Origin of the sequence: Mycoplasmopsis bovis PG45, from assembly GCF_000183385.1 — a bacterium.
Classification (GTDB): Bacteria; Bacillota_I; Bacilli_A; order Mycoplasmatales; family Metamycoplasmataceae; genus Mycoplasmopsis; species Mycoplasmopsis bovis.
The window spans coordinates 218,489-234,730 of record NC_014760.1 but is presented as its reverse complement, the minus strand read 5'-3'; the positions used below and the strand labels follow the sequence as shown (position 1 = coordinate 234,730).

10 protein-coding genes and 1 pseudogene are annotated in these 16,242 nt (G+C 27.3%); 10 read left to right on the top strand and 1 reads right to left on the bottom strand.

The annotated features are described in order from the left end of the window. The first annotated feature begins 2 nt into the window (after positions 1–2). From MBOVPG45_RS00990 to MBOVPG45_RS00965, 6 genes are all read left to right on the top strand, one after another. Positions 3–1,076, top strand: a complete 1,074-nt coding sequence (locus MBOVPG45_RS00990) for an Mbov_0396 family ICE element transmembrane protein (protein ID WP_013456044.1) — start codon at positions 3–5, stop codon at positions 1,074–1,076. 146 nt (positions 1,077–1,222) lie between these two features. Then, positions 1,223–1,669 carry a hypothetical protein gene (locus tag MBOVPG45_RS00985; RefSeq protein ID WP_013456335.1) on the top strand — a complete coding sequence of 149 codons (447 nt, stop codon included), beginning with the start codon at positions 1,223–1,225 and terminating at the stop codon, positions 1,667–1,669. 238 nt (positions 1,670–1,907) lie between these two features. After that, positions 1,908–3,047, top strand: coding sequence for a hypothetical protein (locus MBOVPG45_RS00980; RefSeq protein WP_258408983.1), 1,140 nt, complete (start codon positions 1,908–1,910; stop codon positions 3,045–3,047). Positions 3,048–3,238: 191 nt separating this feature from the next. Next, positions 3,239–4,672, top strand: coding sequence for a transposase (locus MBOVPG45_RS00975; protein WP_013455919.1), 1,434 nt, complete (start codon positions 3,239–3,241; stop codon positions 4,670–4,672). 182 nt (positions 4,673–4,854) lie between these two features. Then, positions 4,855–6,096: a helicase HerA domain-containing protein gene (locus tag MBOVPG45_RS00970; RefSeq protein ID WP_235684349.1), complete on the top strand. Its 1,242-nt coding sequence runs from the start codon at positions 4,855–4,857 to the stop codon at positions 6,094–6,096. A 5-nt stretch (positions 6,097–6,101) separates the two neighbouring features. Beyond that, entirely contained in the window at positions 6,102–9,515 is a 3,414-nt protein-coding gene (locus tag MBOVPG45_RS00965; RefSeq protein WP_041309101.1) for an Mbov_0399 family ICE element protein, read from the top strand. 51 nt (positions 9,516–9,566) lie between these two features. On the opposite strand, the gene MBOVPG45_RS00960 is transcribed toward MBOVPG45_RS00965, so the two are convergent. Next, a complete protein-coding gene (locus MBOVPG45_RS00960) occupies positions 9,567–10,979 on the bottom strand; it encodes an IS1634-like element ISMbov2 family transposase (RefSeq protein ID WP_013456449.1) in 1,413 nt (470 codons plus the stop codon). Positions 10,980–11,438: 459 nt separating this feature from the next. Here MBOVPG45_RS00960 and MBOVPG45_RS00955 point away from each other — a divergent pair, with 459 nt between their 5' ends. From MBOVPG45_RS00955 to MBOVPG45_RS00940, 4 genes and pseudogenes are all read left to right on the top strand, one after another. Continuing rightward, positions 11,439–12,467 (top strand): IS30-like element ISMbov1 family transposase, encoded by a 1,029-nt coding sequence (locus MBOVPG45_RS00955; RefSeq protein WP_080551569.1) that lies wholly within the window; start codon positions 11,439–11,441, stop codon positions 12,465–12,467. Between the two features lie 159 nt (positions 12,468–12,626). Next, positions 12,627–13,757, top strand: a pseudogene (locus MBOVPG45_RS00950) (Mbov_0399 family ICE element protein); the annotation flags it as partial. A gap of 519 nt (positions 13,758–14,276) precedes the next feature. Beyond that, positions 14,277–14,504 (top strand): ABC-three component system middle component 6, encoded by a 228-nt coding sequence (locus MBOVPG45_RS05020; RefSeq protein ID WP_013456340.1) that lies wholly within the window; start codon positions 14,277–14,279, stop codon positions 14,502–14,504. Then, entirely contained in the window at positions 14,495–16,210 is a 1,716-nt protein-coding gene (locus MBOVPG45_RS00940) for a DUF2326 domain-containing protein (RefSeq protein ID WP_013456413.1), read from the top strand. Before MBOVPG45_RS05020 ends, MBOVPG45_RS00940 begins: the two co-directional genes overlap by 10 nt. Positions 16,211–16,242: the final 32 nt, after the last annotated feature.

Below are 16,242 nucleotides of genomic sequence, written 5' to 3'. Positions count from 1 at the left end.
TAATGGGGCTATTTGATTACTTAGCGGCAATACCAGTTGGTATGGTTATTTGAATGCCAATAATGGCTATAGCATTACTTTTTGCAACATTTTTTGTTTATGCATTATTAGTTGCTAGATACATTGTATTTGACGGAACAAAATTTTTATTGTTTGGCCTTAAACCTAATGACGATATTACTAATTTCACTACCCCAAGTACATTTGCTCACATATTAATTGTGAGTACAGCAATTTGAGTAATAATGTTCTTTCTTATAATTATTAAATTTTCTATTTCAGAATTTCGTAGTTCATCAGCATTATTACGTAGTGCTGTAAAACAAAGTGCAATTAGTCTCTTATTTTTATTAGGTTTTCAAGTAGGTATTTTGCTATTTAATGAATTTGTAATAAATATTCTTAAACTTATAGATGGAAATGAACATGGAAGCACTGGATTAGGTTTTATAAATAGAACATTCAATCCTAATTTTCAAGAAGTAATTGATGAAAAACCTTTTGAAGGCTCAATAGTACATTCTGGAAATGATGCAAATGGCTATAACTTTAAGTGGGGCATTGCTTCAATTCCAGGTTTATGATCAGTGATATCAGCTGTTCATACAAAAATACCTGCATTAATATTACTTTCTGGTGGTGCAATAGGATATGCAATTAGAGGAGCATTGTTTACATTCATAACTGTCATTTTTATTTATGGTTCAGTTTTAAAAACAATGCTTAGAAATGCAGGCAGAATTGTACCGGTTGTACTTTTATACTTTATATTCCCTATTATAGTGGCATTATCTCTTGCAGATAATGGTAAGAAATTAAGGGCATGAAAAGATAGCTTTATCTCTAATTATTTATCTTTAGTTTTATTTTTCTTTTCATTTTACATAATCAACTGAGCAGTTGAGAACATGATTGAATTAATTGATTATTTCTTAGGATTTCACAGTGTAATAGTTTCTTTAATAATAACTATTATAGGCTTTAGAAATTTAGGAACATTGCAATCAGTAATAATGAGATTTTGTGGATTACCAGAAGCTGCACCAGCTCAAGGCGGTAGCATAGGAAAAAAATAATTAGCCTTGCTTCCAAAGCAGGGCAGTTCGCACTAAATTTCGTACCTTATGGCAAGCTTGCTAAGCCTGCAGCACGTGTAGGATTTAAAATTGCTGAACAGCAATTAAAAGCCATTAGCGATGGTGATCTAGCAGGTGCTATTAGTGTGTTTAAACCACAAAATTTATTAAGAACTACTATAACAGCTAATTTATTTAAAGTAAAAACTGAAAAGTTCAATTTAAAAGGCATAGCTAAAGTAGTAGCTAGAGAAAAAGCTAAGAATGCAGTTTATAGCATAGTAGAAAATACTGTTTTACAAAAGAAAGATAAAAAGAAAGAAAAACAGGAACTACAAAAACAACAAGAGCAAATTAAGCAACATGATGCAAAAGTTACTCAGTTTGCAAAAGAAAACAACCTTACCCACTTATCACATGAAGAACAAAGGAACAAGTACTGAGAGAGTCGTGGAAAAGAAGCAAATTGAGAAAACATTGTCGATAGACAAAACAAAAAAGATAAAAACGTAAATTCAATGCTTAGTGAAACAATAACTAGACAACCCGATCATTCTAATTTAAACAAAGGAACAAATGCTACAACCCAATAGATTAAAATACAAGAAAATTAAAATAACAAGAGTTTTTTCTTGAAAAGATGTTATTGAATTCTTCATTGTTATATTAATTTCTTTTTTAGTATCTTTTTTAGCTTTTAGGCCTTTTGCATTGCAATATAAGTGAATAGTATTTGCTATTATGTTTTTCACTTTACTAATACTTATATTGCCATCAGGCCAGAATTGTAAAATATATGAGCTTTTGATTAGAATGTTTAAATTCAAGTCAATGCCCCATAAATTTGCAAAGGTGATATCTAACAATAAAGAAAGAGACAGTGCTGATTTAAACCCATATTCATCACTAGTTTCATCTGATGTTGTTAAAAACAAAATATTTACCAATAAATTATTTAGCAAAACTGAACACAATAATTACTTTATGGTTTTGCAAATAAATGGGCAAGATATTTGAAAAGAAAATGCTGATACACAGATAAGATTAATTGACAATTTTGCAAGAATTTTAGACAGCTTTAAACATAAAATTTCAATTATTAAACTAGATGAACAAATTAAGTATGATAAAAATAAAGAATATATTAATAACTCATCTAAAAATAAACAATTATTAAACAAAAATAATGAATTTTGAAGCAAATATTATCAAGCAAATATTGATGACTTTTCAAAATTAGAAACTGAAAATACAGCAAGTGTTTTTTACTTAGTAATTAATGCACCAACAATTGATTCACTTGAAGAAATGTATATAACATTTGAGCAAAAGATCAATGACTTGGGACTATTTACTTACAATAAATTACAAGACTTTGAATTACTTAAATTTTTAAACCAATTAAATCGCTTTGGTAAAAGTGATGAAGAAATTCATAGCTATTTAAATTTAAGTGGTATTTATAATCAAAAAAACAGCCTGGATCAACTATTTGCTTATGATGAAGTTATTTTTAATAGAGATACTATCTCTATAAATGGCAATCAATATAGTGTTAAATGTGTTGGTAAAACAGCAAACAGGCTTAATGCCCAATGACTTAAGCAAATGTTTACAATTTCAGGCACTATTGTATGAAATTTATTCCCTTACAATGATCAAAATGCTATTAATAAGTTGCTTGATAAGGCAGCTAAAAGAAATGAAGATTCAATGAATGTGGATCATACAATAGTTGGTAAGTTCTCATCAAGCATTGAAGAACGAGCAATACTTGCAATGATTGAACAAGTTCAACAAGAAAATTACAAGCTATTTGATGCAAACATTTTTGTTTTTGATACTGTAAAAGACAGACAAGAACAAAGAGCAGCTAATATTAAGTTAAAGAATACTTGAGCAAAAGAAAATTTTGGCACAAACTCATTATTATTTAGGCAATTTGAAGGCTTTTTAGATGTTATAATATAAAAGTTATACCCCATAATACTATACAAAATGTCGCATTTTGAACAATGTAGACATTTTTTTATTTATTTTTCTGACAAAGACTTAAAAAATGCTGCTAATGTCATCATAAAAAAATTAATTTTATTTATTTCTCTATTTAAATTTTGTGTTATAATATAGTTATAATGCTATATATTTAGGAGAATTTGAAAATGGCAATTCCAGTTGAAATAAGACAAGTTGAAAGACCTAAAAACACAGTTGTAAAGAATTACTTTGGAAAATTTAAAGTTGTAAAAAGAACCAGCAAATATGTGAATGGAAAAGCAATTCCAAAAGATTTGGCAATTGTTGGCGAAATAGTAGATTACAAATTTGTTCCTTTTGAAACACCTATCCCAGTAGGTACAAGATCTAAGAAAAATCAAGAAAAAACAGATATAAAAGACTATGGTAACATAGCAATTTTTACAAAAAATAGCAATGATATTTTGGAAAAATTACTAACACATTTTGATTCATCAACAGCTTACAAATTATATGTAATTGCTATTCTTAGATGTGCCTATCCAAAAGCCGTTAATCGTGATTTAAAGTTTTACTATGAAACTTCATTTATGTCTGAATTATTTAAAAAGGTTGGTTTATCTGAATCATTATTACCAGACTTCTTTGAAAAAACTGGTAGAGCATATTCAAATATACATAACTTCATGTTAGATAGAATAAATGAGTTTAAAGGTAGAGTGCAAATTATTGATGGCACACTTAAATCTTATAATTCAGATGAAGTAACTTTTTCTCAATGATCAAGAAAAGGCAAGGTTAAAGGTAGCAAAGATTTTACCTTACTTTACACTTGTGTCTTATATACCAAAGAGCCAATTTATCACAGACCATACCAAGGAAATATGCTGGATTCGACTATTTTTGAGGACTTTTTGGAAAATGTGCCTAGCACTGGCGAAATATTAGTTGCTGATAAAGGCTTTAGAACTAAAGCAATTACAGAGCTTTTAGAACAGAATAAAAATGTTAAGTATCTTTTGCCATTAAAGAGAAATACAACATTAATTAGAGAAGAAAAACTTGATGAAAACTTGACTCCTGTGAAAATTAAAGATAAGCAATTACTAGGGTCTAAAAAGCAAATAAATGGAAAGTTTTTTTATCTATTTAAAGACTTAGAAATAGCTGGCAAAGAAAGTGTTGGAAACTATCAAAAACATCTAAAAAGAAATACATTTAACATTGATGAATTCAATAAAAATAATCAATTTTTTGGTGTCATTGTTTTTGAATCCAATGTTGACCTTTCATTAGAGGATGTATACACACTATATGATCAAAGATGAGAAATTGAAGAAATGTTTAACTTTTACAAAAATATTTTGGAACTATCAAAAACAAGAGTTCATTCAGAAATGAAAGTTTACACAACAGAGTTTATAAACTACTTGTCACTAATAATTGCGACAAAAGTTAAGAACAATTTTATAAGACTAAATCTTCATCAAAACTACTCATTCAGACAGATTATAGAATATTTGAGAAGTTACAAAGTTGAAGTAATAAATAATACAGAATGAAAAAAACGCAAGGTGTTGAAATATGTTCAAGACCTTGCGGAATTGTTAGAAATATAGCATTACACTAAAACTTTTTTATTATAAACTTCCCTATTACTAAATTAGATAGAGAATATTACCAAATAACATCATTAAACCAAGCTGTAGGCTATCCAATTCATAGAAAATTACTTAATGATGGCAATAGTCTTTTAGTTGGAAAAGAACTAAGAGAAAGCGATGAAGCATTAGTTTGAAATATGTTCAAACTTACTCAATATAGAACAAACCATAATGTAATGATATTAGGTACACCTGGTATGGGTAAGTCAACATTTACTAAAAAAATTCTAACAAATGCTGTATCAGCAGGCAATATTGCTATTGTAATTGACCCACAAGCTGAATACATAAAATGAGCTAACACTTTAGGCGGTCAAATTATTGACTTAGGAAGTGGCTCAGGAACAACTATTAATCCATTACAAGTAAGATCATTTATAGCAAGAAGTGAAGATGAAGTAGATAAGGCTAATATTAAATCTATTGTAAATAACCATTTAAACTGACTAAATAAGTTTTTCTCAATTGTCTTTGATAATTTAGATAGCAAAAAATCAGCTATTTTAAGACAACAAATAATTAATTTGTATGAAAAATGGGGAATTTATAAGCTAAATAGAGTGTCAGACTTTACATATGAAGAGTGACCAACAATGTCAGACTTAATTAAGTCAATGAGAGAGTATGAAATACCTGAAGACCATCATGATAGAGAACAAAGACAAAAAGAAATACTAGACTTTGCAGAGTTATTAAGTATTGAATTTGAAAACAATAGTAACTTAAGAGAACTTTATAATGGCCATACAACAGTAAGCATTAATAATGATGTAGTCGTGTTTAAAAATGATAATTTAACAGATACACAAGGCTCAATTACAGCTAGATTAGGTATTATGGTGCTTCTTAGCTTAATTAATGAATTTATCTTTAATAATGCACTAAATAACAAAATTATTATTAAAGAATACAAGCAAGAGAATAATGTAAAAATTTTGAGTATGAAAGAGATGCAAAAGCTCATTAAATATTCTGCTTTATGCATTGATGAAGAACACTTATACATTAATGAAAAGAATATTACAACATTAGAGTATATTGCTGATACTACTAAATTAGTGCGTAAGCTAGACTGTGGAACAATACACACTACTCAAAACCCTTCAGACTATAAGCAAACAGCTTCAGTAGCTGAAATGGCTTCTAGAATAATAAATAACTGTTCTTATTCATTCTTTTTTGGACTGTTAGACAATGATATTGAAACTGTTAAAGGCTTTTATAAAAACTCTAATCAGTTATTAGATTCAGAAGTTAAGTTTATTGCTTCAAGACAAAGGGGAAAGGTATTAGCAACTATTTCAAATAATGAACGTTATTCAATTAATTTACATTTTAATGATGTAGAAAAAGAACTATTTTTTGATAAAGGAGAGTAATAATAATGAAAGGTAGAAAATATAAATATATTTTAGTGCCAGCATTAGGGAGTTTACTCCCTTTTGCTTTAATTAGTGCTAGTTCTTTAAAAAGCACTAGTTCAGCATTTTTAAATACTAATAAATTATTATCAGCATTAGATAGTAATTTTAATAGATCATACATAGATGGCAGGTTTAGCCAAATTGATGAGTTTAAGTCAGGTGTTTATAAAAAAAGAGAAAAGCGAACATTTACTTATAAATGGAATGAATTATTAGATCAGCCATATTTAGTTGGAGTTGATCAATTTGATTGAGACGCAAACATCAAATACAATGTGTTTGGCAAGGATTTTAAATTTCCAGCAAGCGGAACTAAATATTTTCATAACCCACCAAGAATTATATTAAACCCGCCTGTTTATGGTGGTTACAGATTGCCTAATAATATTGGGCTAGATTACCCTTATAGTGGGCCCGTAACTTCCAAAGCAAAAAGATTTTTTTGATGAGACTATGAAAAAGGTAGTATAGAAGGTGACATTAAACCATATCAAGATAAGGATAGATATACGTATCCTACTATAGACATTTCAGGCATTAAAGAAAAAATTAATGACAAAGTAAACCCGCCAAAAGAATGAGTTGATGATAGAGATCCTTGGCAAGGCGAGATAGTACATTATTATCCTAATCCAAATGCTTTTAAAAATATAGAGATTGTAGGTTTTGATCTAACTGAAGATTCTAAAAACATGCTTAAAAACTACGAAAGACCTTGAGAAAAAGCAGATTTTTATAAATCACATAAAATACTTAATACTTTTAGAAGTTATTGAGCCTACTCAGCCAATCCTGAAGTAAAGGTTACTTTAGAATACGACTCAACCAAAGATGAATACTATGATTTATCTGAAAATATTAAATTTAAAGATCTTAACACTATTTTTAATGGCCTAAAGAATGCTTATTCAGAAAACTCATTAATTGTAAGTAATGGCAAAATAACAATAGATTCTGATGTTATGGGAGACCTAGATGAATCATTGCCTGTTGACATAGATAGTAAGAAATTTCCATTAAAAACTAATGTACAAAAGTTACAAGAAAAAACAGCTATTAAGGAGCATATTTTATCTGATGGTTGAAAAATAAAGCTTTCAGAAACACCTGAAGTAGTAGGTTCAAAAGAAAAAACAGCTAGAATAATCAAAAGATTAGTTAGTGTTACTAAAAATGGAGCTGATAAAACAGCAGAATTAATAACAACTCTTGAAAGTGCTTCAAATCCTGCTACTAAAGCTCAAAGTTATAATATTAGTAAATTTACTAATATGCTTAAAGAACTTACAAGTGGTATTAATACTTATGATGAAGTAAAAGTTGAGCTTACTGAATCAAGTTTATACAGACAATACAAAAAGGCTAAAGATAAAACTGATAGAAAAGAACGTGGTTTAAACCTAAGAGATAACTTAACAATAAAGTTTGGATATTCACAAGCAATAAAAACTCTTCAGGATTGAGAAAACTATTACAACAGAGAAAGAAAATTAGATTTTTGACAACAAACTGTAGCTAAACAAATAAAAAAACCAGATAGGCAAAAGAAATATGATCATGGAACTTTTTTAGTTGGCTCACCAATTGATATTAAATTTGTTTCTGACGATGATGAAACAGATATTATGTTAATTAATAAGCAAAAAGTTGATGTTTTAAATAAAGAATTTAAGAAAAAGCTAATTGACTTTAGAGTTGTTGCTGATACTAAGGAAATTAAAGATAAAGAAAAAGAGAAGCAACCAACTAATGAATATGAAATTCACTTACAGCGCTTTAAAACAGGTTCAAACAACTCAGGCCAGATTGATGAGCAATATATTGTTAAATATCAAATAATTCAAAAGTTTTTTACTCAAATTATCAAATGATATGGCTGAGATCCTGATAAAAACCCTGATCAAAAACAATTAATATCAAAAATTTTGCTTGATAAAAAAGGTCAGCCACTTTTAGATGATAAAAAGAAAGAAATTCCTAACCCTAATTATGATCCTTTCATAGATCCAGCTACAGGAACTAAGAAAGAAATTTTATGAATAAGTAATGATAATTTAAAAAAACATGGCTTAGATGATAAACTCCATTTTACATATCCTTCATTGCTTTATGACATTAAGCAAAAGGTAGATTTTGGTATATATGTTGATTCTCACGTATTAGGTAAAGGTGCTCTTAGAAATTTAAAATATGATTCAGCATTAACAAATGTTAAATACTATAAAAAGAAGCTTTTTGATAAAAAAACTGAATACAGAAGTGGTAAAAAAGTTGTTACATATGTTAAAACTGATACTCTTCCTGAACCATTACCATTTCAAAATAATACAAGTGAGTTTTCATACTTTTCTGATGAAGGAATTTGATTAGTTTATGCAACTAATAATAGTCAAGAAATACCAACATTTTCTAATGCTTTATTAGTTTTAATTGATGAAGATAATGACCCTAAGTCTTATTTCTATGAAACAGTTAAATACAGGCTATATGATGAATGGGGAAACAAACTAACAAACTACTTCCAACCATTTTTACATTCTAATAACTGAATTTCTGAGCCTTTATCAAAATACTTAACAGCTACAACAGGATTAACATTTGCTGAGTTAGCTAAAATGCCATACAATGACTTTATATACAAATACTTAGAATTTGTTAACTTAAAATATGATTTTAAAAAATACTTTCCTAATATCAATTCTCAAGATACTAAATATGAAAACATATTTGAAACATCTGTTCATTGAAATGAATTACCAAATTTAAATGGTCTAACATATGCTACTGAACAAGATGAATCAGTTAAAGAGAAATATAGAAAAGAAGTTGAAAATATAGTTACAAACTATATTAAAAGCCATATTAGGGGAAATACTCGTTTAAAAGAACATAACATATATGAAGACTCAGGATGAGAAATTAAAGAATGAAGCAGTAATGATAAAAAATATTGGCTAGATAGTGCATTAAAAGTTGAAACAAATGATGCTTCTAAATCACAAGGAGTTGAATTTACACTGGTTCCTACCAATCCAAATTACAAACAATTTAGCTTCAAGAAGTTTTATCTTAAAAACAATGCTCATCATATTTACTACCCACCAATTGACTTAAGTAGATTACCAATTGAAACAAGACATAAAATTAACATTGACTATTCAAAAGGCACACATAAACAAAATGCTGAGAAAATTAGTGAATTCATAAACACTAAAATACATGATGAATTTAAAAAATATAATCAAGGTAAAACCACGCCTATTGAAATAGACAAAGATGTTAAAATATCTTATTCATTAACAAAGCAAAAAGCACCACAAGTTAACTTGCGGCGCTTTTTGTTGCCTTTTGTTAAAATTTGAGTATTGAATTAAAAAAAAGAAAGGCTTTTACATTATATATTAAAAAATTCCCAATTTTGGACACTATATTTTTAAAATAGACTTCAATTCTTTAATATATTTTAATGTTTCAACATCATCTCATTCTTCTCTTTTTCTAGACTTTCTCTTCTTGATTATTTTCGATAAATATCTAAAAGTTTCACTAATTGTTCTATTGTCAAGAACGCCACTATTTAAGAGGTGGTTTTTTATTCTGCAAAGCATAATTGAAGATAAAAAGTTAATAAATTCAGTTGCTAATAATCTATAGTTTCCTTGAACATTTGCTTCGTTTTGTTCAAGCACATTTTTAAACTGTTTAAAAAGCAATTCAATTTCTCATCTCTTTTTATATGCGACATAAATATCTTTTAAGTCCAAATCATAATTACACTCAAAAATTATTAATCCAAAAAGATTTTCTCTTTCTAGTAATTTAATTTCATCATACGCACCTTTTTTGTGTGCACGACTTATGAAATTTTTCTTTTCTACCATTTCAGTTAGGGTTGATTTATAACAAAGATAATATTTGTTGTTGATGATAATTTTCTTTGCTCTTATCGTGTCGTCATCATAGGTAAAAGTGAAATTAAATCCAGATTTTAAATTAAATTTTTTAAAAGTATGATTTATTTTTATAGGCATTAAATATTTAATATTTTTTTCTCTCATTAAGTTTTTACATTCTTTATCATCAAATCCTCTATCAAGAATTAAGAATCCATTTTTAATCTTATAAGTTCTTAAAAAGTCTCTAAAAGCAGTGTAATCTAGCATATTTCCTGGGTAAACAGAACTTGCAACAGGTTCTTGTGCATTAATATCATAAGCATAAATAAGGTTTAAGTTTTGAGCGCCTTTAGTTCTAGACTTTCTAGACATTTCAGAGAAAATGTTAGTTTCTGATGTATTGTTTTTCAACATACCATCAATAACTATTGAGTGGTTTGAAAACTCTTCTAATCTTTTATTCATAAAGTCTTCCATCTTCGAACTAGATTTACCTATTTTCTCTAAAAAACTTGAGATAGTGTTTAATGATAGTGCACATTTTGGGTATATTTCAGAAATAAAATTTGTATCATACTCATGTTTTAAATGTTCGTTTTTAATATCTGAAAACATAGTTCTTAAAGAGGCTATAACATATAATTTTCTAGCATCTTCAAAATCATAAAAATTTAAAAGTTCTCTAAAGATATGATTGTTTAATTTTTCATTTAGCGCAAATAAACCATATGATTTAATATCTACTTCATATGTTTGCTTTTCTATGCTTTGAAAAACACCATTAATAATCTTTCCAATCACTCCTTTTTCAACAGGAATAATTTTTTCATTTTTTCTTATTGATGTTCTTTGTATAACATTATAAATACCTTCTTTTGAGGTTGCTTTTACTCTGGTACTAGATGGTCTTGGAATTTTTAATATGTCTTTAGGAATGGCCATTTTTATATCTCCTTTTTTATGTGTTAAACACTATACATGTATATTTATTTTACCACCTATTTTTAATTTTTTAAACTTTTCTTTAATGAAATTGAACAAAAAATAGAGCTTTTTTAGCTCTAAATTTAAGAAAATTTAATTATTTAGATAATTTAATGTATTTAATGGACAAAAATAAGAATTTTTTAGTAAATTATTAAAATTATATAGTGTCCAAAATTGGGAATTTTTTAATATATGATTAGCAATGACAAAAATACTAGTTATTCAACTGACCTATGCTTGCTTAAAAAGAAATTAAATGTGCACGGCAAGTACAAGTTTAATTATGTACATTATGTAATTGATGAAACGAATTGAGATGAAATATTGACCAAGTCAAATCACAAAACCAATAAAAATAACATTAGCCCGTTGAGACTTAAAGAAATTCTTGAAAGGCTAATTGCAGGCTATGATATGAAAACTGTTTCTAATATTGTGGGATTTAAATCAAGATCAATTTATAACTTATTTGACAGAATTACAATTGAAACAAAGCGTGGCTATGCTAAATACCAAAAGAAATGTAAATTGTGTGGTATGGACTTAAAAGGCAAAACAATATATGTAATTAGTGCTCTCAAATTTTTGAATTTAATTGAAACAAGACATGATTCAAAAAGATTAGAAAACAATTCTAAATTGCTTATGAAATACATTGACATTTTTAAGTTTTACAAACAGTTACTGTACTTTTATTTGAAGAATAGAAATAGTTTTAACTTAGATAGTAAAGCTGTTAAACAGTCTGTGGCAAGCATTATTTTTAAATACATAAGAGAACTAGAAGCACAGGGAAAACTTCAAAATTCATATGTTCCATCAGTTCAAAACTTTTACCGTATATTGGCTAAACATAGTGCTTTTGGTCTAAAATTAGATATTCTTCCATATAAATCAAACGGCAAATATGGAAGTAGAACAACAGTAAAGCATGAGACAAAGAAAAAGACAATAGGCAAACTTATTACTGAACGTCCAGAATCAGTTAATTTAAGACTAAATGACAATGATTATGAAATGGACACTGTAATTGGTTTAAGATCTGACAATTATTGCATTCTTACATTAATCAACAGAAAATCTAGAATGTTTTATTGCACGCTCTCTAGAAGAAATGCAAAAGCAATAAAAGAAAATTTGGAGAAATTAATTAAGGACAATAATCTTGTTATTGACACATTAACTATTGATAATGGAAGCGAAAATTACAAACTTCCAGAGATAGAATCAATCAAAGAAATTTTCCATTGTCATCCTTATTCATCATCAGAAAAAGGTAGCATTGAAAATGCTCACAGACTTTTAAGAAGATACATTCCAAAGGGAAAATCTATAGATAAATATGTTGGTCAAGATCTAAAACCAATAGCCGATTTTATAAATTCACATCCAAGAATTTATAAAGGTGTCTCAGGCTTTAAATGCGCTAAGCAAATGCAATAAAAATTAACATCAACACAAAATTTTGCACTTTTGAGTACTCAAAAGTATCTTTTCTTTATTCTTTTTTTATGCTTTAGGCCATTTTCTTGTCAGAACCACCAAAAATTGGTATTATTTTTCCAATACTCAAATTAGGTGCTTTTTAATTTAAGAATTTATAATGTTAAAATATCTAATTTATATGAATTAAATATTCAAACTAGACAATATAATAAGTTCAACACTTTTACTGCTATCATAACACCACTAAATGCCAACCTGCACAATCAAATAGTATTTGAGTTTCAAAATATATCTGATCCTAAAAAGAAACCTATAGATGGATCAAGTGATCCATCATATGATCCTATAAATAACCCAGGCAATTCTTCATCAAGCTTTGATGAAAACAATCCTAATGGTGGTAGATCAAACTTTGATCCTAACAATCCAGGAACTTGACCTTCAGGTTTTGATCCGAATGATCCAAACACTTGACCACCAGGATATAATCCTGATTCAAGCAAATATGTTGATTTAAGCCTGCTTAATGAGATATTCTTAAATAATCCTGTTATTATCAGTGAAACTAAATTAAGCAAGATAAAAGAGAAAATAATTGACCAAGTATCAAAGATAACTGAGCCATTAAACTATAGATTTAATAAGGAATATTTAATTGCTTGACTAAGCACAGCATTTTATAATTTAGACTTGGTAATGGATATAGCAGACTTAAATAAACCTGAGAATAAAGAGTTTAAGGAAAAATATGATAATGCTGTAAATAGTGTTCTTAAAGAGAAAAATAAAGTAACTATTTTAGGCAAGGAAGTAATAATACCAACAAGTATTACTGATGAAAAGCTACGCCAAAGATATGAAGAAGCTATAGCTAATAAAATTAAAGAAATAGAGAACAGAAACTTTAATAATGGGCTAGATAATAAAGTTAGAAACAAAATATACATACTAATTCCTAAAGAAAATGCTATAGGCTTTGCATTCTTACCAGTTATTAATAATATTAGTAGCTCATTTAACCCAACTAAAGATCCTGAATGAATTTCTGAGTTGGAAAAAGACCCACATAGAAAAGACACAAATGGTGAAGATATAAGAAGTACTCTTAGCAAAGTTGCAAGCTATGCAGGTTGAACTGTTGGAGCTATTGCAACATTAGGACTAATATCAGGAACTGTTTTTGGTATTAGAAACTATCTAAACAAAAAAGGCTTTAAGGCTGGAAAAAGTGTAGTTAAGAAGCAAAAGAAAAAACAAAGACCTATTAAAACTTATAAGGACAATTAAAGCAAAAAAAGCCAGGTGATATAACTTGGCTTTTTGTTTTTCTAATTAGTATCTAATTATAAAGTAATTAGAAGGTAATTAGAAAGTGTTACTTAATAATTAGAATATAATTAAATGTAAAGCAGTTTGTTATTGCTATCAAAACAATGAAATTATGCTTTTTACTGGAAAATATTTCATACTAAATTTAAATGTAACTCAATAGTGAAAGTAAAAATAGAATGATATAAATCATTAAGCATTAATATTTAGATTATTATTTATATGTAGCATTATGTTTGTGTGGGGACAATTATGCAAAAAAAGCCAGGTGATATAACTTGGCCTTTTCTTTATTCTAATTACTATCTAATTAGTAACTAATTATAATATAATTATAAAGTAATTAGTTTGTAGTTATAAAGCTAATTGGGAGCTAATAGACAAAGAGAGACTGTCATTATATATTGATATAATGTTAACAAATTCATTTATGAGATGCAAAATATTAAAGGAATTCAAGCGGAGATAGTTTAACTAATGTTATTACCAGAAAATATAAATCCAAAACTATGTGTTTACTATAATGCTTCGCTTATTTTGAACACTTTATATGAACAGAAAAGCATAGATATAATAACTTTGTATGCTGAAGTTAAAAAGCCTGACAATATGCCTATTAGTATCTTTTTGTTGTCATTGGATTGGTTGTATTTAATAGGTGCTATTGATATTAATGATAATGGAGTAGTTTTTTTATGTATCTAAAAAGTTTAAAAATCTCTAAAGGCGATGAAGTTATAAGGTATTTAGAGTTTAAAAAAGGATTAAATTTAATAGTTGATAGCACATTAAGCAGTGACTTAACAAAGACAGGCAATAACATTGGAAAAACTACAGTTTTAAAACTAATTAATTTTTGTTTAGGTGGAAACGCTAAGGAAATATATTCAGGATTAGAAACTAAAACAATTAATTATGAACTTAAAGAATTTCTAGAAACTAACAAAGTATTAATAACTTTAGAGCTAACCTATGATATTTATAATGATCAATCAGAAAAAATTATCATTGAGAGAAATTTCTTAAGTGATAAAAATAACAAAGTTTTAAGAGTCAACAATAAAAATATTTCTGCAAATCAATTAAGTGCTGAATTATTAAGTTACATTTTTCCAAAACACAAAGCTGCTAAACCCACTTTTAGACAAATTATCTCACATAATATAAGATACACCGACCAAAGCGTTAATAACACATTGAAAACAGTTCATCCAAACACTAATGATAGTGAATATGAAATGCTATATCTTTTTCTTTTTGGTTTTAGCTTTGACACTGCAAGTAAATTAATTAGCTTAAAAAAGAAATTAGAAGAAGAAAAAAAGTACCAAAAAAGATTGCTATCTAACAGAACAACAAGAGTTGCATATGAGCAAAGTTTAGAAATTCTTTCAGGTGAAATTACTGAATTAAACAACAAAAAGAACAAACTAAATGTTAATGAAAAGTTTAAGGATGATTTAGAGTGCCTTAATAAAATTAAATATAATATTTCGCATTATTCAACACAAATTAGTTTGTTAAATATCAGAAAAAACAATATAAATGACTTTATCAAAAAAATAAAGTCTAACAGCGTATCATTTAGCACTAAACAAGTTGAAAATATTTATCAACAATCTAAATTGTATATGTCTAAGTTACACAAAACTTTTGATGAATTAATTAATTTTCATAACAAAATGATAGATGAAAAAGTTGCTTTTGCAAGCAGTGAGCTACCTTCAATTAATAATAAATTAGATGAATATAATGCTGAATTAACTAAATTGCTAGATATTGAAAAAGACTTAAGCATTGCTCTTTCGAAAGAAGAAACTTTTAAAGAGTTAGACAAACTTGTTAAAAAATTAAATGAAAAATATCAAGAAAAAGGTGCTCTTGAGAGTAAATTAGAGCAAATTATAAAAAATGAAAATGATATTTCTGAGACTCAAAATGAAATAGAAAATCTTAATAAAGAAATTTATTCTGACACTGTTTATAATGAATTGCAAAAAAGAATTAAAGCATTTAATGACAGTTTTCAAAAAATATCTAATCTTTTATACAACGAAAGATACTTTTTAGTATGTGACAGAACTTTTGACAACAAACAAAGACCAATGTATAGATTTGATTTATCAGTTCTAAACCAAAGTTCAGGCAAAAAACAAGGAGAAATTATTTGTTTTGATCTGGCTTATATAAAATTTGCAGATGAGCAAAAAATTCCTTGTTTACATTTCTTACTTAATGATAAAAAAGAGCTAATGTCTGATAATCAATTAATAGGCATTAGTAACTATTTATTACATAGTAAAGCACAATTAATTATTTCAATACTTAAAGATAAAATTCCAGAACAAGTGCTTAATAACTCAAATATTGTTTTAGAGCTATCACAAAATGACAAACTTTTTAAGGTTTAATTTTTGCTAAAAAACTAATTAGAAAGTAATTA